Genomic DNA, 20,000 nt, shown 5'->3' with positions numbered 1-20,000 from the left:
ACATCAGCATACCGTTTGTCGGAACCGCAGGAGCCGTAGGATTGGACCATGACCGACCACGATCGACTGTTTAAAGAGTTGCTCAGCACTTTTTTTGTCGAGTTCATCGACCTGTTTTTCGCCGACGTCGGCAACTATCTCGAGCGGGGCTCTATTGTTTTTTTGGAGAAAGAGCTGTTTTCCGACATCACTGCAGGCGAACGTTACGAGGCGGATCTGGTGGTCAAAGCCCGCTTTCGTGACCACCAGTCTTTCTTCCTGGTGCACATCGAAAACCAGACGGAGGCCCAGTCAATTTTTAGCTACCGAATGTTCCGCTACTTTGCACGGCTGTACGAAAAGTATCAACTGCCAATCTATCCGATTGCCGTTTTTTCGTTTACCGAGCCGCTGCGGGCTGAACCCACTGCCCACCGGGTCGCGTTTCCAGATTTCACTGTGCTGGAGTTCCATTACCGGGTGGTGCAACTCAATAGGCTGGACTGGCGGGACTTTTTGCGCCAGCCCAATCCGGTAGCCAGCGCGCTGATGGCCCGGATGCGCATTGCTCCGGCAGATCGGCCTCGGGTGAAGCTCGAATGCTTGCGGCTTTTGGCTACCCTCCGGCTGGACCCGGCGCGAACGCAGTTGATTTCAGGTTTCGTGGATACCTATTTGAAGCTGACGGCCCAGGAGGAACGGTTGTTCGCGGCGGAACTTGCTACCATCGGGGCAAGCGAGCAGGAGGCGGTCGTGCAGATTGTCACCAGTTGGATGCAGCAGGGTCTTGAGCAGGGCAGGCAGGTGGGCAGGCAGGAGGGCAGACAGGAAGAAGCTCTGGCTATTGTCCTGCGTCAGCTGAGCCGCCGCCTGGGGACGTTGCCGGCCCAGAACGCCGAACGGGTGAGTGGCCTCTCCACGACTGCTCTCGAAGCCTTGAGCGAAGCGCTGCTGGATTTTGCATCCATTTCAGATTTGGACAGCTGGCTTGCAGGCCAGGACTAAAACAGCGGCACGGATCGTACTGTGGAGGCGTCAGCTGGGGCGAGGGGCAAAAATTGTTCCGCCGACGCCTGACGCTCTGCCAGGGACTGGGCACTGACGGGCGGCGAATTGGTGAGCAGTTCCGGCTGCTGAGTGGACCAGAGCTTTTCGGCCAGTTCGGCTATCGCCATTTCACCCGGATCAAGTCGGACGGCGAGGCGCATCGGCACCCCGGACTCTTTGCCGCTGCCGTACTCGGGGTTGAGTAAAATGCAGTGGCCCTGGCCGAGTTTGAGCAGGCCGCTCGCCTCCAGAAGCGGCCGAGTCTTCTCGCTTTCGGAGTGGGTGCGCGAGGGGCCGCCCTTGCCGGTGTTGCGGCTGATCGAGCGCTGGAGTATCGATTCCTGGCCCAGCATGTCGGAGATGTACTGGGCGGAATCTTTCTCGCCGGGATTGAACAAAAACTTGGTGGCGCAGGCGCCGAAGATCGCCTGGGCGGTTTCTTTGCCGTAGGTGCGCTCCAATTGGGCCAGGTTTTGCAGACCAAGCACGCTCACCAGCCCGTCCTCGCGGTTTTCGTTGAGCCAGTTGACAAGAGCCGGCAAAAACAAAGTCGGTAACTCGTCGAGGGCAAGCACGAGCGGTTCGGTGCGCCGCTCGTGGGTGTTGAACTGAATGAGCATGTGCAGCAGGGTAGCCACCAAAGGCAGCACCACGTCGCGGCGGGTGCGATCCACCCCCAGCACCAACAGCTTCTTGCCCGAGAGATCAAAGTCGATGGCGCTCGGCCCTGCGAAGCTGCGAGCCACCTGGGGCTTGAGAAAGCGTGTAAATAGAGCGCTTGCAGTAGCCACGATCGACGCAGCCGTTTTTTCGGAACTGGCCGCACTCAAGAACTGGCCGTAGGAGGCTTTGACCCAACTGGAAAGGTGCTCGGCTGTCTGCAGGCGCTGGGGCAACTGGTCGAGACTCAATAGCGATTGCACCATCAATAGATCCGGGTAGGGGCTCGCTTTGGCCGTGAGCAGCACCGCCTCGGCCAGCTGATCGCCCGCCGGACCAAAAAAAGCGTCCTCCCCCCCTTTTTGCTGTGCAAGCTTGAAGTTGCGGTTGAGTACCTCGGCCAGCTGGCGGGCCGTCTCGCTGTCCTCGGCGGAGACGAGAAGATCCAAAGGATTGAACACGGCGGATTGGGGCAATCCCGGGGCAAAGACCTGGACGGTGTAGCCCAGATGCCGGGCGTAGGCAAACAACCGCCGGGTCTGGGTGGGGTACTTAAAGTCGTACAGCACCAGCGGAAAGCCCTGGCGCAGTGCGGAGCGAATGAGCGGGTCGATGGCCGAGTAGGTTTTGCCCGAACCCGGTTGGCCCATCACCAGCACACCCCGTTCGGCATGCGGTACGGGGATCACTCGCTCGCCCCGCCCACCGGGGTTGATCTGCAGGGCGACTTTGTTCTTGGCCCGCTGCTCCTGCTGACGCCGGGCGGTGCGCCGGGCGTGTTCGCGCTCTTTGGCACCGGCCCAGCGGCCGGAGGCGGAGCGCGGCAGCGCCCCCCGGCGCGAACGGTTGACCCACAGAGCCGCCGCTCCCAATCCGGCAAGCAGGGCGTAATTTGTCCAGTCGTTTTCCATGCTCTAAGGTCCCACGAAGGTCAGCGCTTTTTCCTGGCTCGGAATCCAGGGGATGGGACCCAGAAAATACGGGGTACATCCAAAGTCAAACAAGGTCGTCTTGATGCAAACCCGCAGGTACAGGCCGAAGTCGGCTTTGCCGGCTTTTTCGTCGACACCGGTGAGCACGATTTTGCCCCAGCGGCCAAAGGGGTGGCGACCGGTGGGTTCTTTGCCGCCGTTGACCGCCGCGAGTACACCGTGGCCGCCGCGCACCTGCTGGGTGCTGCCCACCCACTGGCTGCCGCGCAACGGGTCGCCCAATTCGACGTGCAGGCAATCGCGCGGGCAGGGCACCGCAAAACCTTCGACATCGGAACCGGTGATCGTTCGGGTGCGGTTGTGCTCGATTTTGGAGAGGGGAACGTCCACCAGGCCGGCGATGCCGGTAAAGTTGCCCGTGAAGGACAGAAATTTCGAAAAGGGCACGTCGCTGAGCCCCGGAATGTCGCGAATGTACTGGCTTGCCCAGCCCGCGAGCTTGCCTATGGCCACCCGCTCGATGCCGGGCAGTCCCGAAAGCGCGTAGCCCGCCAGGTCCGTCGTGCCGAGGGGCAATCCGGCGAAACCCGGCACCTGGGCGATCAGCTCCCCCAGCCGCTCGTAGGGGATGGCGCCGTTGAAGTAGTAGTTGGCCAGATCCCGCAGGAGCGGCACCGACTCCGGCGGCAATTGTTCGTAGGCCAGGGCTTTGACAATCTCCCCCACGGTGTTGGCGGCGAGCATCTTGAGGCGGGCAAGAGTGAGCCTTTCGAGGCGCAAGCGCCCGGTCAAACCCCATTGGGCGATTTGCTCCAGTGAGAAGCGCTCCAGCCCGAAAGCCCCCGCCACATCCCCGAGCATCAGAACGGTGTCGGCCGCCGCCCCCACCTGCCACAACCGGCTTGGGTCGTAACCCAGGTGTTTTAGGACGGTCGGGTGGGTGATGGCAATCTCACCCGCCGCAGCCAGGGCCGGCAGCACCCTGAACGTGATTTGCTCGAAGTCGGGCATCGGCACGCCCGCCACCTGCCGTACCGGAATGGCGAGGGCGGGAGCGGACCCACTCAACAGTAGGGCGAGGGTCAGGGCAAGCGGGCGCATGGCGGTTACCTCAAGGGTGTGGGACCGGTCGAAGCGGGGGCCGGGGCTGCGGGTAGAACCTCCAGCCCGTGGTAGCGGACGTGCTCGGCGCGCGGCGGGGGGCGCTCCTGAAAGCGCACCACAAAGTGCAGCAGGCTCAACCGGCCCTGGGGATCGCCGGCGAGCACTTTGAGCGTCGTCCAGTTGCGGTTGCTCGGCACCACGGCGGGCAGATCGACCAGCCTCAGGCTCAAGATCCGGCCGCTGCGATCGGTGCGCGCCACCACCCGCGACGGGTCCTCCACCCACCAGTCGGCGATCGTTTCTCCTGTGGCCAGCAGGCTGACGTCGAAACCGACTCCCCTAAACAGGTCGATCACAAAGGCGGGTTTGCCTGCCCCGGTGGCCGTCGCCCGGTCGATGCGCGCCATCACCGAGGACGAAGCGGCAGGGACGCAGGCTATCCACAGGGCCAGCGGCAGCGCGAGCGCAATTCTCAAAGCGGCACCTCCCGGCCGAAGAGCAGTTCGACCGCCGTACCGCCGGGGATGAGCCACAGGTCCGGACGCTCGATCACCTGGCGGACCGCCTGCTGGTTGCGCTGGCGAATCAGCCTGCCCAGTTCGCCAAACAGGCCGCTGCCGAAGGCCGCCAGGGCATTGGCCTGCCCGTAATTTGCGCTGGTGGTAGCCCCGCCGAAGCCGCTCGCTTCGATGGTGCTGCTTGCGCGGTTGAGGATGGCAAGTCCCTCCTCGGCTCCCTTCAGTAGCGACTGACCAGTGTCAAGACCGCCGATTTCGCCTCCCTTGTCCTGACGAACCGCCACCAGGGGCAACCCGCCAACCGCCCGCACCGCGACCGATTGCAACGGGATCTCCCGGCGGTCGGCCCGCAACGCCACCGCTTCGAGGGTCACCAGCCCCCCCGGCGACACGCGCCGCAGGGCGGCAAGCACGCGCGTGCCAGCGGGAAGCAAGCTGTCGCCCTCCGGTCCTGCCAGCGGCTCGGTGAGCACCACCACGTGGCGATCGGCCTCAGAAGCGGCGGGACTGTGCTTTTGCTCCTGCTCCCAGAGGATGGGCCGTTCGAGCACCCCCGCCGCCAGGCTGGCGGCGGGGATCGCCGCCCCAGCCGGCAGGCGGTGGGTGGCAGAGAGGTGGTGGACGGGTGAGCCCTGGGCGGCGAGCGGCTCCAGACTCGGGTCGAGGCTGGTGGCGGCTGAGATCGCGGGGGCGGGCCGCGGGATGGCCGTCCGGCGCGCCACAGGAGGAAGCGCGACATCCGGGGCACTGGCCGTCGGGGGTGGAGTGCCGCCGCGGGCTCCTTCTTGTTCGCGGCTGGAACCCAAAAAGGCGAGCTGGGCCGGACCCGTGCCGGAGGCGGCGAGCGCTCCCAGGGCGGCAGGGGGCGGCAGCACCCGCACCCCGTTCGTATCCGGGCGCCAGGTGGCGGACTGGGCAAGGGCGGGGGGGCTCAGCAGACGCGCCGGGGGCAGCGACTTCGCCCCTCGCAGCTTCGTAGCGGGCGGTGGAGACGGCTTGTCTTTTTGCTGGGAGCGCAACTGTTCGAGCATCTGGCGCTGGTCGGCCAGGGCCACCTCCGCCTTCAACCGATCCACCTCGTCGGTGGGAGCCGGTTGGGTCGCCCGTGGCACAGCGGCGGCGGGTTTGGCCGCCGCCTCGGCCTTCGGACGAGGAGCGCTCGGGTAAAACAGCCCGTTGAGGGCAGCGCCGATGCCCAGGGCCGGCAGTAGCGTGAGCCCCCCCACGATGGCCACCTTGCGCCCCGGCGTCAGCCAGCGCAGCAGCCGTTCGCGGCGGTCGGGTTGTTGGTCGAATTGATCAAATTCCGGCTGGGTCATCGCGATTGCTCCTTGGAGATTTCTGGGGAGATTTCTGGGGAGATTTCTGGGGCGGCGAGTGATCGCAGGGAGACGATCTCAAGCCCGCTGCCGCGCACCCGCGCGACGGCTTTTTCTAGTGGCGTTTGGGGCAGCTCGCCCGGCACGACGGGTGGCTCCACCGCCCGCACGGTCACCTGTTTGTTGAAGGGAATCGGCACCCCCTCCGGCCGCTCCGGGCTGAAGACCACCTGCGAACCGACAACGCTGAGGGACCAGGTATGCTCCTGACCCGCCACCGGCTGCGGCCGGCCGATAAAGGTGGCGCTGAAGAGCACCTGGCCGCTCTTGCCGCTCAGGGTACGGGCGCTCAATTCAGCAAGCTGGCGCAGCAGTTCGGTGCGCAGATCCTCGCTCAGACAAAACCCCGCCTGAAAGACGCTGGTAGGCACCCACGCGCGATTACTCAGCACGATCCCCGGGTCTTCGCTGTCGGCCTGGCCCGGCCCGGCCGCCGGAATATAGCGCCGCCAGGTAAAGAGCATCCCCAACGCCTCAGCCACGAAGCGGCGGATCACCTCCGGCTCCCGCGCATAGTGCCCCGCCGCCCGCACCTGCACCGACTGCCCATCGCTGAGCTGCACCAGGCTCGGAGCGGGCCGATGGGCCAGAATCTGCAACTGCACCGTGTTCCAGAGCGTCAGGGCAAGCAAAATTGCTCCTGAAACCGCCGTCGCCAGCACAAACCCGCCAAATAGACTGCTGCTCGCTGCCTTCATTGCTGCACCGTCCTTAGACAGACAACAGCATAGGCAAGGCACACCGGCTATTCCCACAAATGGGATTGATGTGGGTGAACCCGTCTGGCGTCGGACGGTCCCAGGACTCCTCCGGCACTTGCCGCCGCTGCTGTGAACGGGTTACATTAAGAGACGCATTCCTCGGTAGCTCAGCGGTAGAGCGATCGACTGTTAATCGATTGGTCGCTGGTTCGAATCCAGCCCGGGGAGCTGAAGTTCAAGCACATCGAAAGTTGCAGGAGTGCCGTCGGACTTGGCTTCGCGTGCGGCTCTTGATTTATCCGCCGATGTGATCGCTCGCGTCTTCTCTATCGACTTGATCGAGCAGAAAATCTTCGAAATCCTCCGGCCTGACCTGCTTCTCGATGTACTTCAAGAGAATCTGCACCTGGATTTCGCTGGACCAGCCCTGCTCATCGGCAATTTTCTCGAAGCTTTTCATCTTTGCGCCTGCCCGCTTTGCCGACTTTATCATCGACGTGCGAGTTTGAGTCTGTCGAGAAAGAGAGGGCGACGTGGGCCTACCATTGGGGTGCCGCCGGGCTCCACATCCGGTCCATTGCGAGGATTGCTCATGCCGCACAAGTACACCCAGGACGTGTTGAAGCACCTGGCGAGCATCGAAGGGCGCGTCCGCGACGTTTACACCACGGTCGAGGCGGGCGGCGCTTGCCCGGATGTGCTCGTCCGCATGGTCTACCTCCGCTCGGCGGTCAACGCGGCGGCCCAACTGGTCCTCAAGGACCACACCGAACATTGCTTAGTCGAAGCGGCCGGCAGCGAGCGCTATGAAGCAGAACTGGAGAATTTTCTGGCCGCCGTCGATATGTTGCTGTGACCCGAAGCCCCCGGCCCGATATGGTAAGGCATTGCGCGATACACGTGCTTGAGCTCCCCTGCGCGTAGGATCCGAGATAATTTGTGGGTCAAACCATGGTCACAAGAGCAACTTTAATCCGGCGGATTTTTCCTGTTTTGGCCGCCATGCTGGGAGCAAACCTTTTGTTGTCCCAGTGCCAGTCTTCCCCACCGGAGGGTCCCAGTGCCACCGCCCCTAGCCCCGGCGGCGCACCGGCCGGTGCGGTGACCCTCTCCGGCGCCGGGGCCACCTTCCCGGCACCGCTCTATCAGCGGTGGTTCTACGATTATGGCCAGGCCAACCCGAACGTCAAAGTCAGCTACCAGGGCGTGGGCAGCGGCGCCGGCATCAAGCAGTTTCAAAGCAAAACCGTCGATTTTGCCGCGAGCGACGTGGCAATGAGCGACGAGGAGATTGCCGCGGTGCCGGCGGATCGAGGCGTGGTGCTATTGCCGATGACCGCCGGTAGCGTCGTGCTCATCTACAACGTACCGGGTGCGCCGGAGAATCTTAAACTCTCCCGCGCCGTCTACAGCGATATGTTCCTGGGCAAGATTAAAAACTGGAACGACCCGAAGATTGCCGCACTCAACCCGGGTGTCAAACTGCCGGATCTGGCCGCCACGGTGGTGCGCCGCGCCGACGGCAGCGGCACGACCGGCGTGTTCACTCGCCACCTGAGTGCCGTCAGCCCCGAGTGGAAAACGAAAGTCGGCGAAGGCATCGCCGTCAAATGGCCCACGGGTGTAGGCGGCAAGGGCAACGACGGTGTGACGGCTCAGGTCCAGCAGAACCCCGGCTCGATCGGCTACGTGGAATACGGCTACGCCACCAACAACAAGTTGCCCTACGCTTCGCTTGAAAACAAAGAGGGCAACTATGTCCTGCCGACGCTGGAAAATTCCGCCGCGGCCCTCGCCTCGGTAGAGTTGCCGCCCAACCTGCGCGCTTTTATCGCCGATCCGCCCGGTAAGGATTCGTATCCACTGGTCACTTACACCTGGATCCTCGCACCCAAGACAATGGACACCCCCGAAAAGGCGACGGCTTTGAAGGAAGTTCTCAAGTGGTGCCTCACCGAAGGGCAAAAGTCGAGCGAATCCCTCGGATACATTGAACTGCCCAAACCGGTTACCGAGCGCGTCCTGGCGGCTGTCGAGCAAATTGGCAGCTAAATTGCCACGACAAAGTCGAAGGTATGGACTTGGCCGTTGCGCTTAAATTCGCCCCAGAGCTTGTAAAGGCCGGGTTCAGGAAAGGTCGTGGCGAAACTGACCACGCCGGGAGCTGATTTGGGGGCGTTGTGACCGGCGTGAGCAGCCGCCATGGCGGCCTCCGACTGCTCTGCTGGCGCGGACTCCGGGTGGGCGTGCAGGTAGCTGGCGGCCTGCAAAGTTTTGGACTGCTTGAGGACGACCAGGTGGCCCATCGCCCCCAGATAGGGCTGCAAGTCTGCGGCCGGCTTGCCCTCGCTGTCTTTGAGGGCAAAGGCGACGGTCACCTCCCTTCCGGGGCGCACGGCTCCGGCATCCCACAACAGGGTGGCGGTGAGGTCTTCTTGGGTCTTAGTGAGGCTGGTGTCGGGCTTGAGGGTCGTTGTCGGGGGCGGGGTGGCTCCGCTCACGCGCAACTCTTGAGTCTGCACCTGCGGGGCGCCCCCCTTGGGCACAAAATCGGCAAAAAGCACATACTTGCCACCGCGCGGAAAATCAAGGGCGATCTCAAAGCGGCCGTTGCCAAGGTAAGTAGGGTGGGCGTGGTTGTAGTAGCCGAGGTCGCTATCTACGACGATGAGGTGCAGGAGTTTTTCGTGGACCGTGGCAAAGTCGCCGATAGGCTTGCCGTCGGCGTTGCGCACCTGCAGGGTGAAGGTTTTGGGTTGGCCGGCGCGCAGATTGACGGTGGGGGTGATGCCCAGTTGCGCAGCCGATTTCTGCGCGCGGTGGTGACCGCCGGAATGCATCGGGGTACCGGTTTTTTGAGGGCTGTGGGCTTCCTCGTGTGTCTGTGCGGGAGCGGCGAGGGCCAGTAACGTCGCGACAGAGCAGACAACAAACCATCGATGCATTGGTGTATCTCCGTGTCTTTACAGGGTGAACATAAACCAGCCAGTTAGAGCTTAAAGGAAAAACGCGAGTTGAGCTTTTTGCCGCCGACGGTGGCGAGGGCCACCACCCGGTACACCCCCTTGGCTGCGGCCGGCAGCACCGCCTCGTAGTGGCCCTCGCCGTACTTCATCGGCAGCGAAAGTTTCTGGCCGCCCGGGGCGCTGACTTGTAGTTGGACAGCGGCGTCGGATACCGTTTTGCTTTTGGGATCGTTGATGAACAGATCCAGGTGCGCGCCCCCCGATTCCGGCTCGACCACCAGTTCGAACTGGTAGCCCTGGATTTCGACCGCCTGGCCGCCGTGCCTCGGCGCACCAATGGCCGGGAGCGCGCCAGTCAGGATCGCCAGGAGGGCAAGGGCGCTCAGCATGCGTTTTGTGGACATGATTATCTCCTGAACAGGATTTACTGCCTGTCGGCAAGCACGCTCTGCAGGTCCATCGCCACTTTTTCCTGCTCGCTGATCACCGGGGCCGTCCGCTCGCCGAAGCGTTCGAACAAAGCCGGGATCACCACCAGCGTGAGCGCAGTGGAGGTGAAGAGTCCGCCAAAAACCACCACCGCCAACGGCTGGAGAATCTCCTTACCGGCGCCGGAACCCACCATCAAGGGCACCATGGCCAGGGCGGCGGTCAGGGCGGTCATCAGTACCGGCGAGAGTCGCTCGACCGATCCTTCTTCGATGGCCTCATCGAAACTTTCCCCGGCCGCCATCCGCTGCTGGTAGGTGGTGACCAGAATGATGCCGTTGCGGTTGGCGATGCCAAACAGGGTGATAAAGCCCACCAGCGATGCGACCGAGAGCACCCCGCCTCCGAACCAAACGGCCACGATGCCGCCGATAAAAGCTAAAGGCAAATTGGCCAGAATCAGCAGCGTCGAGCGCACCGAGCGCACCGCCAGGTACAACAGCACCGCCACCCCCAAAAGCGCCAACACCCCGAAGAGAATCAGTTCGCGGGTGGCGCGCTCCTGGGCTTCGAACTGGCCGCCGTAGTCGATGTAATAGCCGTCGGGCAAGGGCACCTGTTGGGAGATTTTTTCGCGCGCCTCGGCGATCAATGAGCCGATGTCGCGCCCGCCGGCGTTGGCGGCCACCACGATGCGGCGCGAAACATTCTGGCGGTTGATCGTGTTGGGGCCTTTGTCGAGCACGACCGCCGCTACCTGCGAGAGCGGAATTTTCTGGCCGGTGGGGGTGTCGACGAGCAAATCGGAGAGCGCCTCGGGCCGGTTGCGCGCCTCCGGGGCGAGCCAGATCACCAGGTTGAACAGCCGTTGGTCTTTGAGCACCTGAGAGACCGCCCGACCGTTGAAGGCCGTCTCCACCGCCTCGGCCAGATCCCCCACCGCCAGACCATAGCGGGCCGCCGCGTCGCGGTTGAAGCGCACCGTGTACTGGTTCACCGGCACCTGCGGCTCGATTTGCAGATCGACGGTGCCCGGGACGGTCTTCATCACCGCTTCGACCTCCCCGGCGAGGCGGCGCAATTGGGCGAGGTCGGGACCGAAGACTTTGATGGCGATAGCCGCCCGCGTCCCGGAGAGCACTTCATCGACGCGGTGGGAGATAAATCCGCCCACATTCACGGCCACACCGGGAAAACGGGCGAATTCGGCGCGGATCATCTCGAGCACCGCCTCGCGGTCCTGGGCACCGGCTGCCACCTGCACGTCCAGTTCGCCGAAATTCACCCCCCCCGCGTCATCGTCCCCCAGGGCGCGGCCGGCGCGAAACTGGGCCGTCTCGATCTCCGGGTGGCGCATCAGGGCTTTTTCGAGGGCGATCCCCAACTGCTGAGTAGAAGCAAGCGACGCACCCGGCAGCTGCGAGACGGCGATGATCAAGCTGCGCTCCTGAAATTCCGGCAAAAAGGTCCGCCCCAAAAACGGAATCAGCACGAGCGAGGCGGCAAAGGCCGCCGCCGAAGCGGCCAACACAGGAATCGGGCGGGCCAGGGCAAAGCGCAACACCGGCCGGTAGAGTTTTTTGAGTACCCGCACCGTGGTTGTCTCCTCCTCGGGCAGATCCCGGCCTGCCAGAAGCACATAGCAAAGCGCCGGGGTGAGGGTGAGCGCCACCGCGAGCGAAGCGGCGACAGCAAAGACATAGGCAAGCCCCAGCGGGGTGAAGATGCGGCCCTCGACGCCGCTCAGCGCAAAGATGGGAGCAATGACGACCCCCAAAATCAAGGTCGCGAAAACCACGGAGGTACGGATTTGCACCGAACCTGCGAAGACCACCTGCAAAGCCGGCGCCGGGTCGGGCCGCAGCCGGTTCTCGCGCAGTCGACGGTAAACGTTCTCCGCATCGATGATCGCATCGTCAATTACTTCACCCAGGGCAATCGCGAGCCCTCCGAGCGTCATCGTGTTGAGCCCGACGCCAAACCAGTTGAGCGCCAGCAACCCGAGCACCACCGAGAGCGGCAGGGCGGTGAGCGTGATGAGCATCGTGCGCCAGTTGCCCAAAAAGAGCACCAGAATCACCGCGACGATAATCGCCCCGTCCCTGAGCGCCTCGACGACGTTGCCCACGGACTTCTCGATAAAGTCCTCCTGCCGGAAGGTGACGGTCACCTTGACGTCCTTGGGCAAGGTCGAGACCAGGTCCGCCATCGCCGCTTCCACGCCGCGCGTCACGGTGGGGGTATCGGCAAACGGTTGGCGGGTGACCGTCACGATCACCGCCTCCCGGCCACCCAGCGAGCCGTCGCCGCGCTTGACCCCGGCGCCGGTCTGGATGCGTGCCACTTCCGACAGCCGCACGGGGATCCCCCCGCGCACCACCACCACCGACTTGCCCAATTCGGCCAGCGAAGTGATGCGACCAACGCCGCGGATCAGAAATTCTTCGTCCGGCGTCTGCAAGAAGCCCCCCGCCGCGTTGACGTTGGCCTTGGCCACCGCCTCGCTCACTTGATTTAACGTGACGCCGTACTGGCGCAGCTTCGCAGGCTCCACCAGCACCTGGTACTGCAATTCGCCGCCGCCGATGACCAGCACGCGGGTGACCCCCGGCACCGCCAGAAGCCGGTTGCGGATCTGCCAGTTGGCGGTGGTGGCCAGATCCAATAGCGAGGTGCGCTTCTGGACTTTTGCGTCGGGGTCGATGGTGAGGGCGTACTTGATCACATCGCCCACGGGCGAGCTGATGGGCGAGAGCAACGGCGGGCTCACCCCCTCGGGCAAACGGCCCGCCACCTGCGAGACGCGCTCGGTGACCAGTTGGCGGGCGCGAAAAACATCGGTGCCCCAGTCGAAGACGACCGTGATCACCGAGAGGCCCACGGCGGAGCTGGAGCGGATGTCGGTGAGCCCCGGCATGCCGCCCAGGGCACTCTCGAGGGGAATGGTGACCAGCGACTCGACTTCCTCCGGCGCCAGTCCCGACGCCTCGGTCTGGAGGACCACCTGGGGCGGAGCGAAGTTGGGAAAGACGTCGAGGGGCATGCGCACGACGACGGCGGTACCCACCACCAGCAGCAGCACCGAGGCGAGCACCACCAGCCAGCGCTGGACGATCGACCAGAAAATCAGTTGGTTGAGCATTCTGGGAGCCCCCTAGCGGCGCGGACGGGCGGCGGAGCGATGCGGCGGAGCCCCCTCCCCGGCGCCCAGGCCGACACCGGCGACGCGCCCCGCCGCAAAGCGCGCCCCGGCCCAAAAAGCGACACCGGCCAACCCGATAGCCCCAAAGGTGAGCGCCCACCAGGGCGTACCGCCCGGTGACGGACTCTCGGGCTTTGGCTTTTCCGATTCGATCTCGCCGGAGGCGCCGTCTTCAGCCGGGATGCCGCCCTTGAGCGCCTGGGCACGTAGCTGAAAAGCGCGGCGGCTCACGACCAGGTCGCCCGGATAGACACCGCTTTTGACTTCAATCAGTTCGCCGCTTAGCCGACCCAGATCCACCTCCACCGGCTCAAAGACGTCGGGACCGTTCTGGACATAGACGATCCGCGCCCCATCCGCCTCGACCACGGCGGAGCGGGGAATGACCGATACAGCAGCCGGGCGGTCGCTGGTCGTCACGCGCAGGGTGGCGAACATCTCGGGCTTGAGACGGCCGCCGGGGTTGGCGAGCACCGCCCGCACCGCAAGCGTGCGCGTCTCGGGATCGACGGCAGGATCGACACTGTCCACACGGCCTTTGAAGACCTGGCCCGGGTAGGCGGCCGTCACCACTTCCACCGGCCGGCCCACCCGCACCTGCGCCAGGTCTTGTTCGTAGATCTGCGCCGTCGCCCAGACTCCACCGGCGGTGTCCACCACCCGGTACAGGGGCGTCCCCGCTTCAACCGCCTCCCCGGCACTGACGCTCTGCTGCGCCACGAAGCCGCTCACCGCAGAAGCGACGGTGACGCGGCCGTCGCGGGCCGCCTGCACCCCGCGCTGTCCGAGTTGGGCGAGGCGGGCGTCCAGTTGCGCCCCGCTCAGCCTCAGACGCGCTCTGACTGCTTCGAGATCGGCTGCCGCCTGCTCGTACTCGGATTGGGCCACCTGAAAATCTTTGCGCGCCGAAATCTTCAGATCCACCAGTTCCTTTTCGCGCTCGAAGGTGCTCCTCGCCAGCCGCAGCCGGGCCTCGGCCTGCTTCGACTCGGCGCGGGCGGCGGCTTTTGCCTGCTCGCTCTGCACAGCGAGGGCGCGAATCTCGGAGCTGTCGAGCACCAGTAAGGTTTCACCCCGGCGCACCGCCTGCCCGCGCGAGGCGACCAGCCGCAAGACTCGACCGGCCACGGGAGCCAGGATCTCGGCACTGCGGCCAGGAATCGCCTCGATGCGGCCGTTCGCCTCGAAACCTGCGCGCAACACCTGCTCGCCCACAGCCGTGACGGCAAGCCCGAGCGCCTTTTGCACGTCGGGGGCTACCTTCACCTGCTCGCCTGCAACCGCCGCTGGCTTGTTTCCGGCAAATTCCTTATCGCCGTGGTTGCCATGGGCCAGGACCGGGGTGGCATAAAGCACTCCGGCTAGCAGAGCGGCCGACCCGACGATTCGTATACCGAACATGGCCTTGGACATGGTGCCTCGTCAGGTGGTGAGGGGAACACCGATCGCCTTTTCCAGATCGGCCAGGGCCGTCTGGTATTCGAGGATCGACTGGTAGTAGCGGTTGCGGGTCAGGTTGCCGGTGGTCTGGGCGCCGATGGCCACCGTCAGATCCGCCTTGCCCCGCTCGTAGGCCAGGCGGGCCGTCTGCTCGACGGTGCGGGCGGTGGGCAGCAGCCCCTGCTCGTAAATTTGCTGTTGCTCGCGGGCACTGAGCACCCGCACAAAAGCCGACTCGACTTCGGCTTTGATGCGCGCCACCAGCGCCTCGCGCTCGGTTTCGAGTTGCCTGGCGCTCGCCTCGGCCCGGGCGATCTGGCCCTGCTGGGCGTACCAGAGCGGAAAGTTCACGTTCACCGCCGCCGCCGCCCCCACCTGCAGCGTTTCGCCAAAGGAGAGCCGCGGCCCGGCACCGACGCGCAGATCCGGGGCGCGCTCAGCCTCGGCGAGCCGCCGCTCGGCTCCAGCCAAGGCCACCTGGCCTCCCAACACCTGCAAATCGGCGCGGCTGGCGAGGGCCAGGGCGATCAAACCGCGCAGTTTGTCTTCGCGCTCGCCCGAGGGCCGGTTGTCGGGGGGCAGCAGGCTGTCGTTTTCGACCCGCAGCGAAAACTGGGCCACCGTCGGCACTGTCACCGCCGCTCCGGGGTCACGGCCGATCAGCGTGTTGAGCTGGATACGGGCAGCGGCTTCGCGCGAACGGGCCAACTGCAGTTCGTTTTGCGCCAGGGCCAGTTCTTGCCGGGCGCGGATCAGATCCAGTTCAGGAATGTCCCCGAGGCGAAAGCGCTGGGCCGCCACCACCTGCAGTCGCTCCCCCGCCGCCGCTACTTCCTGCAGAGCCTCGGAACCGGCGCGCACCACCAACAATTCGGCGTAGGCTCTGCGCACCTGGGCGCGCAGTTCCCGCAGCGCCTCGGCGATCTGCACCCGGGTGATGGCCACCTGGCTGTCGGCTACCGCCAACCGGGCGTCGCGCTTGCCCCCGAGTTCAAATGTCTGTTCGATATAGGGCACGTTGCTGCGGTTTTCGGCCCCGGCACTCTCAAAAGTGGCCCCGATCGAAGGGTTGAGCACCGCCCCGGCCACCAGCACCTCCGCCTCGCTCACCGCCAGCCGCCGCCCGAGCGCCATCGCCTGCGGACTTTTGACCAGGGCCAGCTCAAAAGCCTGCTCCAGCTCCAAGACCTGGGCTGCCGCCGCCTTCGGCAGCAACAACGCCAACACCACACCCGCAACCCAGCGACGCACAAGCTTTCTCATTGCTGCGCAGAATCTAACACGATTTTGCATTAACTGCAAAAAGCCAGGATCGAGCGGCTCAGGGCAGCTGCAGCAGGTGGGGCAGATCGAAGACGAACCAGGTGAGGGCGAGCGGCCCGAGGGCGGTCATGGCCATCAGAGCCGTTTTTTCGCGCCACTGAACAGGGCTGGTGCGCTCGGGCCGGGACGAGTGCAGGCGCAGCAGGTTATCGACGCGCTCGGTAATCGAACCGGCTTCGAGCAGACCGGCCGCCGCGGTGAAGGCCGGGTGGTCCGGCACGCCCGCTTTGAGCAGGCCGCGGGCGAGGGCGATCGGTTTGCCGGTAACGGCGACCGCCAGTTCGTCCGCGGCCAGTTCGCGCTCGCGCAGCAGGGCGCGCACGGCCTGCCAGCTGGTGGGCAAAAAGGCGGTCGCCCCCATCAAGGCGGTGGCCACCAGGGCAATCAAGTTGTCCGAGCGGGCAATGTGGGCCAGTTCGTGGGCGAGTACCTGCTCGATTTCGACCGAATCGAGCCGCTCGACCAGCCAACTCGACACATAAATGCGCGGTCTGAGAACGCCGATGGTGAGGGCAAGCGGCGCATCGGCGGCGACCAGATGCACTTGCGGTACTCGCGCCAAGCCCATTTTCGCTGCGAGCGGCGCCAGGGCTTCGGTCAGTTCGCCCTGGGCAGGTTCGGCCCAGATGTGCAACTGCCGCTCCAGGCGGACCTGCTCCCAAAAAAATCCGGCCGCGAAGCCCATCGCCAGCAGGCCCATCGCTGCGAGCGACCACAACGGCAGGCACAACCAGCTGTCCAGGTCCACGGGCTGCAAGTCGGCGTGCAGATGCGCCAGGGCGAGGGCTGCCGCCGCCGCCGGAACCAGCAAGCTTGCGTACCTCAGCACCACCCGCGCTTCGGGACGGGTGCGGGCGAGCCTGCCGACGGCGAGCAAGGTCAGGCCGTAGATCACCACGGCCACCAGCACTGGAAATAGTTCCATGGCGATCATCAGCCTCAATCCTCCAGTTGCGCAATTTTCTCGACCAAGTGAGCCGCATCTTTGGAGCTTTCTTTGCGCACAAAGCTTGAAACCGCCGCCGGAAAATCCACCGCGAGCGATTCGAGCAACTGATCGACCGCCCGCTGGATAAACTGTTCGCGGCTGAGGGTAGGCAGGTACAGATAGGGCTTTGTGTTGCCGTTGATCACTTGCAGCAGCCCTTTTTGCACCAGTCGTCCCATCGTGCAGGCGACCGTCGAGTAGGCGAGGCTGACATTCGCAGGCAACCGCTCGTGCACCTGTTTGGCAAGCACCGGTCCACTTATTGCCCAGACTTGCTCCATGATCTCGGCTTCCTGCTCACCCAAGAGCTTCTTGAGGCCGGAGCGGTGGGCACGGACGATGCGGCTGGTTTCGGTGGGGTTCATGGATCCAGAATCAGTGTACGGGAGGTCGGTGTATTCCCGAGTGTGCCTTTATCCTTGCATAGCGTGCAAAGTGTTGCACCTGGCGGGGCGCAAAGTTGGTGCAGCCGGCTGTGACGTGCAATCGGGAAACTGAGCTGCCTAGAATGTGAGATACCGGCTTCTTGAGGATGATTGGTCTTCTCCCGAAAAAACTGGTTCAAGCATTCGGAGGAAGACCATCGAAGGCGAGTACGAGTGGTCCTTCATTGGTAAGCAATTGCGGCAAAAAGGGTTGAGTCCAATAACTCGGACAGGAGAATGTCTATGCACTGGCAAGAGCGCATTAGTGTCGATCCGAACATATGCCACGGTAAGGTGTGCATCAAGGGCACCCGGATTATGGTGTCGGTGATTCTCGACAATTTGGCAGCAGGGGAATCACACCAAGCCATTATGGATAGTTATCACATTGAGGAAGCGGATATTCAGGCGGCTCTGTTTTACGCAGCAGATCTGGCCCGCGATCGCATGGTCGCTCTCCCCATTGGGGCAGCCCAATAGGCCATCAAGTTGAGGAGAACGGATTAGTCCCAAAACTGAGAAAGGAGCATCACTCATGGTGACGATCACGATTCAAGAAGCGCAGGCAAACTTGCCGGACTTGCTCCACAATCTGAAACCGGGTGAAGAGTTGGTGATTACTGAGAACGAGCGTCCGCTAGCAAAGCTGGTCAGTCAAAAGCCTCCGCTAACCCAACGTCCGGGACCAGGGCTTTTGAAGGGAATGATCACCATCATGGCAGATGATGATGATCATTTGCAGGACTTTGCAGAGTACATGCCGTGAAGCACCTTCTTGATTCCCACACACTACTCTGGTACACGCTTGGTGAAGTACAACTCAGTAGCACGGCAAGCAGGTTGATACTCGATCTGGATAACGAGGCGTTCATCAGCCCGGCTTCATTTTGGGAAATTGCCATCAAAATCAGCATCAACAAGCTCACCCTACATCAGCCCTACAAGGATTTTATGGATGGGTGTCTGAATCAGTACGGTTTCACAATCCTTCCCATCACCCCGAGACACACTGGTGCCCTGACCACGATGCCGTTTCACCACAAAGACCCATTCGACCGGCTCCTGGTGGCTCAGGCATTGGTTGAAGATATTCCACTCGTGAGTGCCGATGTTGTCTTCGATCAGTATGGGATCAAACGTATTTGGTAGTGGGAATGACATGGCTGTTGTGACCAAATGCCGTTTCAGGGCACACCAAAACACAGGAAGAGCTGATCTCTGGAGAAGTTTTTCCGGACAAGACCACGATTTTGAGGGTACGCAGCTGCTCAACAACAGCTTCACTCGATTGCCCCGACCCGTTCGAGGGGCCAGAAGCGGAAGACGGCCCGGCCGATCACGTTCTGGCGCGGCAGGAAGCCCCACAGGTGCGAGTCGAAGCTGTTGTTGCGGTTGTCGCCCATCACAAAAAAATGACCCGCCGGTACTTTCTGGCGAGGCAGGATGTAGGCGGGGGGAGTGGCAATGTAGGGCTCGTTTAAAGTCCTGCCGTTGAGGAGGACTTTGCCGTTTTTGACTTCGATGGTGTCCCCCGGCAGGCCGATGACGCGCTTGATGAAGGCTTGGTCGATGTTGGTGCGCTTGGGCGGTGTGAAGACGATCACCTGGCCGCGCTCGGGCTGTTGAAATTCGTAGCTGAGCTTTTCGACGATGAGCCGGTCGTCGATGCGCAAGGTCGGCTCCATCGAACCGGAAGGGATATAGCGCGCCTCGGCGACGAACGAGCGAATAAATAGCGCCAGGAAGACAGCAAGCACGATGGTCTGGAGGTTTTCGCGCTGACTGGAGAACCAGCGCCAGAAACCGTGGGCAACGGATGGCCGGGATGGCTCGGTCGAATTTGGATGCTCCACCACGTCAGGCTCCCCGCACTCGTGACGCGCTTCAGTTTCCAGACAGCCAGCCGTAGCTGTGCAGGCCCTGGGCCAGGAAGTTGACCCCAAGATAAGTGATCCATACCGAAACGAAACCCACCGCCGCGAGCGTAGCCGGGCGACGGCCCTGCCAGCCCCGGGTGATGCGCGCGTGCAGGTAGGCCGCAAAGATGAACCAGGTAATCAGCGACCAGGTTTCCTTGGGATCCCAGCTCCAGTAGGAACCCCAGGCTTCGTTGGCCCAGACGGCCCCGGCGATGATGCCCACGGTGATCAGCGGAAAGCCCAGGCCGATCAGGCGGTAACTCAGATTGTCGAGGGTCTCGGCCAGATTCGAGCGGCGCAGGGCAGTACCGGCGGTGGCGGTGGCGGAAGTGAGAGTGACAGTGGTCTCACTTCCACCCACACCCAGGCTCGAAAGCATCGAACCCGCGGGCGGTGTGCTCTCGGAGTCGGTGTATTCGGCTTTCTGAAACCCGCCGGTGCCCACGGAGCTGCCCCGCAATTCGGGGTCTTTTTGCTTCCAGGTGACGATCAAAAAGGCAATGGACACCAGCGAACCGACCATCAGCGCGCCGTAGCTCAGGATCATCACGCTCACGTGCATCATCAGCCAGTTGGATTTGAGGGCGGGCACCAGCGGTCCGCCGGCCTTCATCGCGGGTGAGAGCGTCAATGAAGAAAACGCAACCATGCCGAGCGCCACCGGCAGGGTGAACACGCCCACCAGCCGCTGGCGGGCGAAGGCTTCGGCGGCGATGTGGACGGCGAGCACGCACCAGCACAAGAAAAACAGCGATTCGTAAAGGTTGCTCACCGGAAAGTGGTCCGTCTCGATCCAGCGGGCGGTGAGCAGGCCCGTGACGCTCAAAAGCGCCACCGCCGAGGCGCCGGTGCCCAGTTCGTGCAACAGCGGCACCCGGCGAAAGGCGGCGGCCAGCCAGTAGAGAGCGGTGGCCACCATCAAAGCGGCAAAGGCGGCGTTGTCGAGAAGCACCTGAATGGCGACGAGCTGGCTCGCGTTCATGGGACC

The 20,000-nt window shown here is 63.5% G+C and carries 21 protein-coding genes and 1 tRNA gene; 7 read left to right on the top strand and 15 right to left on the bottom strand.

Translation table 11 applies throughout. From position 1 onward, the window contains the following. The first annotated feature begins 48 nt into the window (after nt 1-48). Nucleotides 49-984, top strand: a complete 936-nt coding sequence (locus GLL_RS10575; protein ID WP_011142039.1) for a DUF4351 domain-containing protein — start codon at nt 49-51, stop codon at nt 982-984. Here the strand turns inward: GLL_RS10575 and GLL_RS10570 are convergent. From GLL_RS10570 to GLL_RS10550, 5 genes are read right to left on the bottom strand one after another with little or no spacing between them, the layout of a single operon-like run. Further along, nucleotides 981-2,597 carry a type IV secretory system conjugative DNA transfer family protein gene (locus tag GLL_RS10570; RefSeq protein WP_011142038.1) on the bottom strand — a complete coding sequence of 539 codons (1,617 nt, stop codon included), beginning with the start codon at nt 2,595-2,597 and terminating at the stop codon, nt 981-983. The two genes, GLL_RS10575 and GLL_RS10570, sit on opposite strands and share 4 nt — an antisense overlap. A gap of 3 nt (nt 2,598-2,600) precedes the next feature. Further along, on the bottom strand, nt 2,601-3,719 hold the full coding sequence (locus GLL_RS10565; protein ID WP_011142037.1) for a hypothetical protein: 1,119 nt from the start codon (nt 3,717-3,719) through the stop codon (nt 2,601-2,603). Nucleotides 3,720-3,724: 5 nt separating this feature from the next. Further along, on the bottom strand, nt 3,725-4,198 hold the full coding sequence (locus GLL_RS10560) for a hypothetical protein (RefSeq protein ID WP_164928922.1): 474 nt from the start codon (nt 4,196-4,198) through the stop codon (nt 3,725-3,727). Then, the gene (locus GLL_RS10555; RefSeq protein WP_011142035.1) at nt 4,195-5,559 is read right to left on the bottom strand and encodes a TrbI/VirB10 family protein; all 1,365 of its coding nucleotides are present in this window, start codon (nt 5,557-5,559) and stop codon (nt 4,195-4,197) included. Before GLL_RS10555 ends, GLL_RS10560 begins: the two co-directional genes overlap by 4 nt. Continuing rightward, nucleotides 5,556-6,317 (bottom strand): hypothetical protein, encoded by a 762-nt coding sequence (locus tag GLL_RS10550; protein WP_164928921.1) that lies wholly within the window; start codon nt 6,315-6,317, stop codon nt 5,556-5,558. The genes GLL_RS10555 and GLL_RS10550 overlap by 4 nt, the downstream gene beginning before the upstream one ends. A gap of 159 nt (nt 6,318-6,476) precedes the next feature. Here GLL_RS10550 and GLL_RS10545 point away from each other — a divergent pair. Then, nucleotides 6,477-6,548: transfer RNA gene (locus GLL_RS10545), tRNA-Asn, on the top strand. A gap of 67 nt (nt 6,549-6,615) precedes the next feature. On the opposite strand, the gene GLL_RS10540 is transcribed toward GLL_RS10545, so the two are convergent. Beyond that, the gene (locus GLL_RS10540; protein WP_164928920.1) at nt 6,616-6,780 is read right to left on the bottom strand and encodes a hypothetical protein; all 165 of its coding nucleotides are present in this window, start codon (nt 6,778-6,780) and stop codon (nt 6,616-6,618) included. A gap of 132 nt (nt 6,781-6,912) precedes the next feature. Here GLL_RS10540 and GLL_RS10535 point away from each other — a divergent pair, with 132 nt between their 5' ends. Both GLL_RS10535 and pstS read left to right on the top strand, forming a co-directional pair. Continuing rightward, entirely contained in the window at nt 6,913-7,176 is a 264-nt protein-coding gene (locus GLL_RS10535; RefSeq protein ID WP_164928919.1) for a metal-sensitive transcriptional regulator, read from the top strand. A gap of 95 nt (nt 7,177-7,271) precedes the next feature. Continuing rightward, entirely contained in the window at nt 7,272-8,372 is a 1,101-nt protein-coding gene (gene pstS, locus GLL_RS10530; protein ID WP_164928918.1) for a phosphate ABC transporter substrate-binding protein PstS, read from the top strand. Here pstS and GLL_RS10525 read toward each other — a convergent pair. The 7 genes from GLL_RS10525 to GLL_RS10495 all read right to left on the bottom strand — a co-directional run bounded on the left by GLL_RS10525 (nt 8,369) and on the right by GLL_RS10495 (nt 17,033). Beyond that, nucleotides 8,369-9,265, bottom strand: coding sequence for a hypothetical protein (locus tag GLL_RS10525; protein WP_011142031.1), 897 nt, complete (start codon nt 9,263-9,265; stop codon nt 8,369-8,371). The two genes, pstS and GLL_RS10525, sit on opposite strands and share 4 nt — an antisense overlap. Nucleotides 9,266-9,309: 44 nt before the next feature. Further along, nucleotides 9,310-9,690, bottom strand: coding sequence for a hypothetical protein (locus GLL_RS10520; RefSeq protein ID WP_011142030.1), 381 nt, complete (start codon nt 9,688-9,690; stop codon nt 9,310-9,312). 20 nt (nt 9,691-9,710) lie between these two features. After that, nucleotides 9,711-12,857 (bottom strand): efflux RND transporter permease subunit, encoded by a 3,147-nt coding sequence (locus GLL_RS10515; protein ID WP_011142029.1) that lies wholly within the window; start codon nt 12,855-12,857, stop codon nt 9,711-9,713. Nucleotides 12,858-12,869: 12 nt separating this feature from the next. After that, nucleotides 12,870-14,330, bottom strand: a complete 1,461-nt coding sequence (locus GLL_RS10510) for an efflux RND transporter periplasmic adaptor subunit (protein WP_011142028.1) — start codon at nt 14,328-14,330, stop codon at nt 12,870-12,872. Between the two features lie 9 nt (nt 14,331-14,339). Further along, a complete protein-coding gene (locus GLL_RS10505; RefSeq protein WP_164928917.1) occupies nt 14,340-15,608 on the bottom strand; it encodes a TolC family protein in 1,269 nt (422 codons plus the stop codon). 70 nt (nt 15,609-15,678) lie between these two features. Then, entirely contained in the window at nt 15,679-16,614 is a 936-nt protein-coding gene (locus GLL_RS10500) for a M56 family metallopeptidase (RefSeq protein WP_011142026.1), read from the bottom strand. Nucleotides 16,615-16,619: 5 nt separating this feature from the next. After that, nucleotides 16,620-17,033, bottom strand: a complete 414-nt coding sequence (locus GLL_RS10495) for a BlaI/MecI/CopY family transcriptional regulator (RefSeq protein ID WP_011142025.1) — start codon at nt 17,031-17,033, stop codon at nt 16,620-16,622. A 297-nt stretch (nt 17,034-17,330) separates the two neighbouring features. On the opposite strand from GLL_RS10495, the gene GLL_RS10490 reads away from it, so the two are divergent. Genes GLL_RS10490 through GLL_RS10480 form a run of 3 tightly spaced genes read left to right on the top strand, consistent with a single transcriptional unit; the run spans nt 17,331 to nt 18,242 of the window. Beyond that, nucleotides 17,331-17,573 carry a DUF433 domain-containing protein gene (locus tag GLL_RS10490; RefSeq protein WP_011142024.1) on the top strand — a complete coding sequence of 81 codons (243 nt, stop codon included), beginning with the start codon at nt 17,331-17,333 and terminating at the stop codon, nt 17,571-17,573. Between the two features lie 55 nt (nt 17,574-17,628). Next, nucleotides 17,629-17,859 (top strand): type II toxin-antitoxin system Phd/YefM family antitoxin, encoded by a 231-nt coding sequence (locus GLL_RS10485; RefSeq protein WP_011142023.1) that lies wholly within the window; start codon nt 17,629-17,631, stop codon nt 17,857-17,859. Beyond that, complete coding sequence (locus GLL_RS10480; protein WP_011142022.1) at nt 17,856-18,242, top strand: type II toxin-antitoxin system VapC family toxin; 387 nt, start codon at nt 17,856-17,858, stop codon at nt 18,240-18,242. Before GLL_RS10485 ends, GLL_RS10480 begins: the two co-directional genes overlap by 4 nt. A 131-nt stretch (nt 18,243-18,373) precedes the next feature. On the opposite strand, the gene lepB is transcribed toward GLL_RS10480, so the two are convergent. Beyond that, nucleotides 18,374-18,949, bottom strand: coding sequence for a signal peptidase I (lepB, locus tag GLL_RS10475; RefSeq protein ID WP_011142021.1), 576 nt, complete (start codon nt 18,947-18,949; stop codon nt 18,374-18,376). A gap of 28 nt (nt 18,950-18,977) precedes the next feature. Then, on the bottom strand, nt 18,978-19,994 hold the full coding sequence (gene ccsB, locus GLL_RS10470; RefSeq protein WP_011142020.1) for a c-type cytochrome biogenesis protein CcsB: 1,017 nt from the start codon (nt 19,992-19,994) through the stop codon (nt 18,978-18,980). Nucleotides 19,995-20,000: the final 6 nt, after the last annotated feature.

Source organism: Gloeobacter violaceus PCC 7421, from assembly GCF_000011385.1.
GTDB classification, from domain to species: domain Bacteria; phylum Cyanobacteriota; class Cyanobacteriia; order Gloeobacterales; family Gloeobacteraceae; genus Gloeobacter; species Gloeobacter violaceus.
The sequence above is the reverse complement of the archived record's forward strand: the minus strand, read 5'-3'. Positions and strand labels throughout refer to the sequence as shown.

What these genes read in the sequence shown, in the direction of transcription:
- GLL_RS10495 (WP_011142025.1), bottom strand. Translation starts at nt 17,033, where the DNA reads ATGAACCCCACCGAAACCAGCCGCATCGTCCGTGCCCACCGCTCCGGC.
- GLL_RS10540 (WP_164928920.1), bottom strand. Translation starts at nt 6,780, where the DNA reads ATGAAAAGCTTCGAGAAAATTGCCGATGAGCAGGGCTGGTCCAGCGAA.
- GLL_RS10500 (WP_011142026.1), bottom strand. Translation starts at nt 16,614, where the DNA reads ATGATCGCCATGGAACTATTTCCAGTGCTGGTGGCCGTGGTGATCTAC.
- GLL_RS10515 (WP_011142029.1), bottom strand. Translation starts at nt 12,857, where the DNA reads ATGCTCAACCAACTGATTTTCTGGTCGATCGTCCAGCGCTGGCTGGTG.
- GLL_RS10525 (WP_011142031.1), bottom strand. Translation starts at nt 9,265, where the DNA reads ATGCATCGATGGTTTGTTGTCTGCTCTGTCGCGACGTTACTGGCCCTC.
- ccsB (WP_011142020.1), bottom strand. Translation starts at nt 19,994, where the DNA reads ATGAACGCGAGCCAGCTCGTCGCCATTCAGGTGCTTCTCGACAACGCC.
- GLL_RS10570 (WP_011142038.1), bottom strand. Translation starts at nt 2,597, where the DNA reads ATGGAAAACGACTGGACAAATTACGCCCTGCTTGCCGGATTGGGAGCG.
- GLL_RS10565 (WP_011142037.1), bottom strand. Translation starts at nt 3,719, where the DNA reads ATGCGCCCGCTTGCCCTGACCCTCGCCCTACTGTTGAGTGGGTCCGCT.
- GLL_RS10510 (WP_011142028.1), bottom strand. Translation starts at nt 14,330, where the DNA reads ATGTCCAAGGCCATGTTCGGTATACGAATCGTCGGGTCGGCCGCTCTG.
- GLL_RS10520 (WP_011142030.1), bottom strand. Translation starts at nt 9,690, where the DNA reads ATGTCCACAAAACGCATGCTGAGCGCCCTTGCCCTCCTGGCGATCCTG.
- GLL_RS10555 (WP_011142035.1), bottom strand. Translation starts at nt 5,559, where the DNA reads ATGACCCAGCCGGAATTTGATCAATTCGACCAACAACCCGACCGCCGC.
- GLL_RS10490 (WP_011142024.1), top strand. Translation starts at nt 17,331, where the DNA reads ATGTCTATGCACTGGCAAGAGCGCATTAGTGTCGATCCGAACATATGC.
- pstS (WP_164928918.1), top strand. Translation starts at nt 7,272, where the DNA reads ATGGTCACAAGAGCAACTTTAATCCGGCGGATTTTTCCTGTTTTGGCC.
- GLL_RS10550 (WP_164928921.1), bottom strand. Translation starts at nt 6,317, where the DNA reads ATGAAGGCAGCGAGCAGCAGTCTATTTGGCGGGTTTGTGCTGGCGACG.
- GLL_RS10485 (WP_011142023.1), top strand. Translation starts at nt 17,629, where the DNA reads ATGGTGACGATCACGATTCAAGAAGCGCAGGCAAACTTGCCGGACTTG.
- GLL_RS10535 (WP_164928919.1), top strand. Translation starts at nt 6,913, where the DNA reads ATGCCGCACAAGTACACCCAGGACGTGTTGAAGCACCTGGCGAGCATC.
- GLL_RS10575 (WP_011142039.1), top strand. Translation starts at nt 49, where the DNA reads ATGACCGACCACGATCGACTGTTTAAAGAGTTGCTCAGCACTTTTTTT.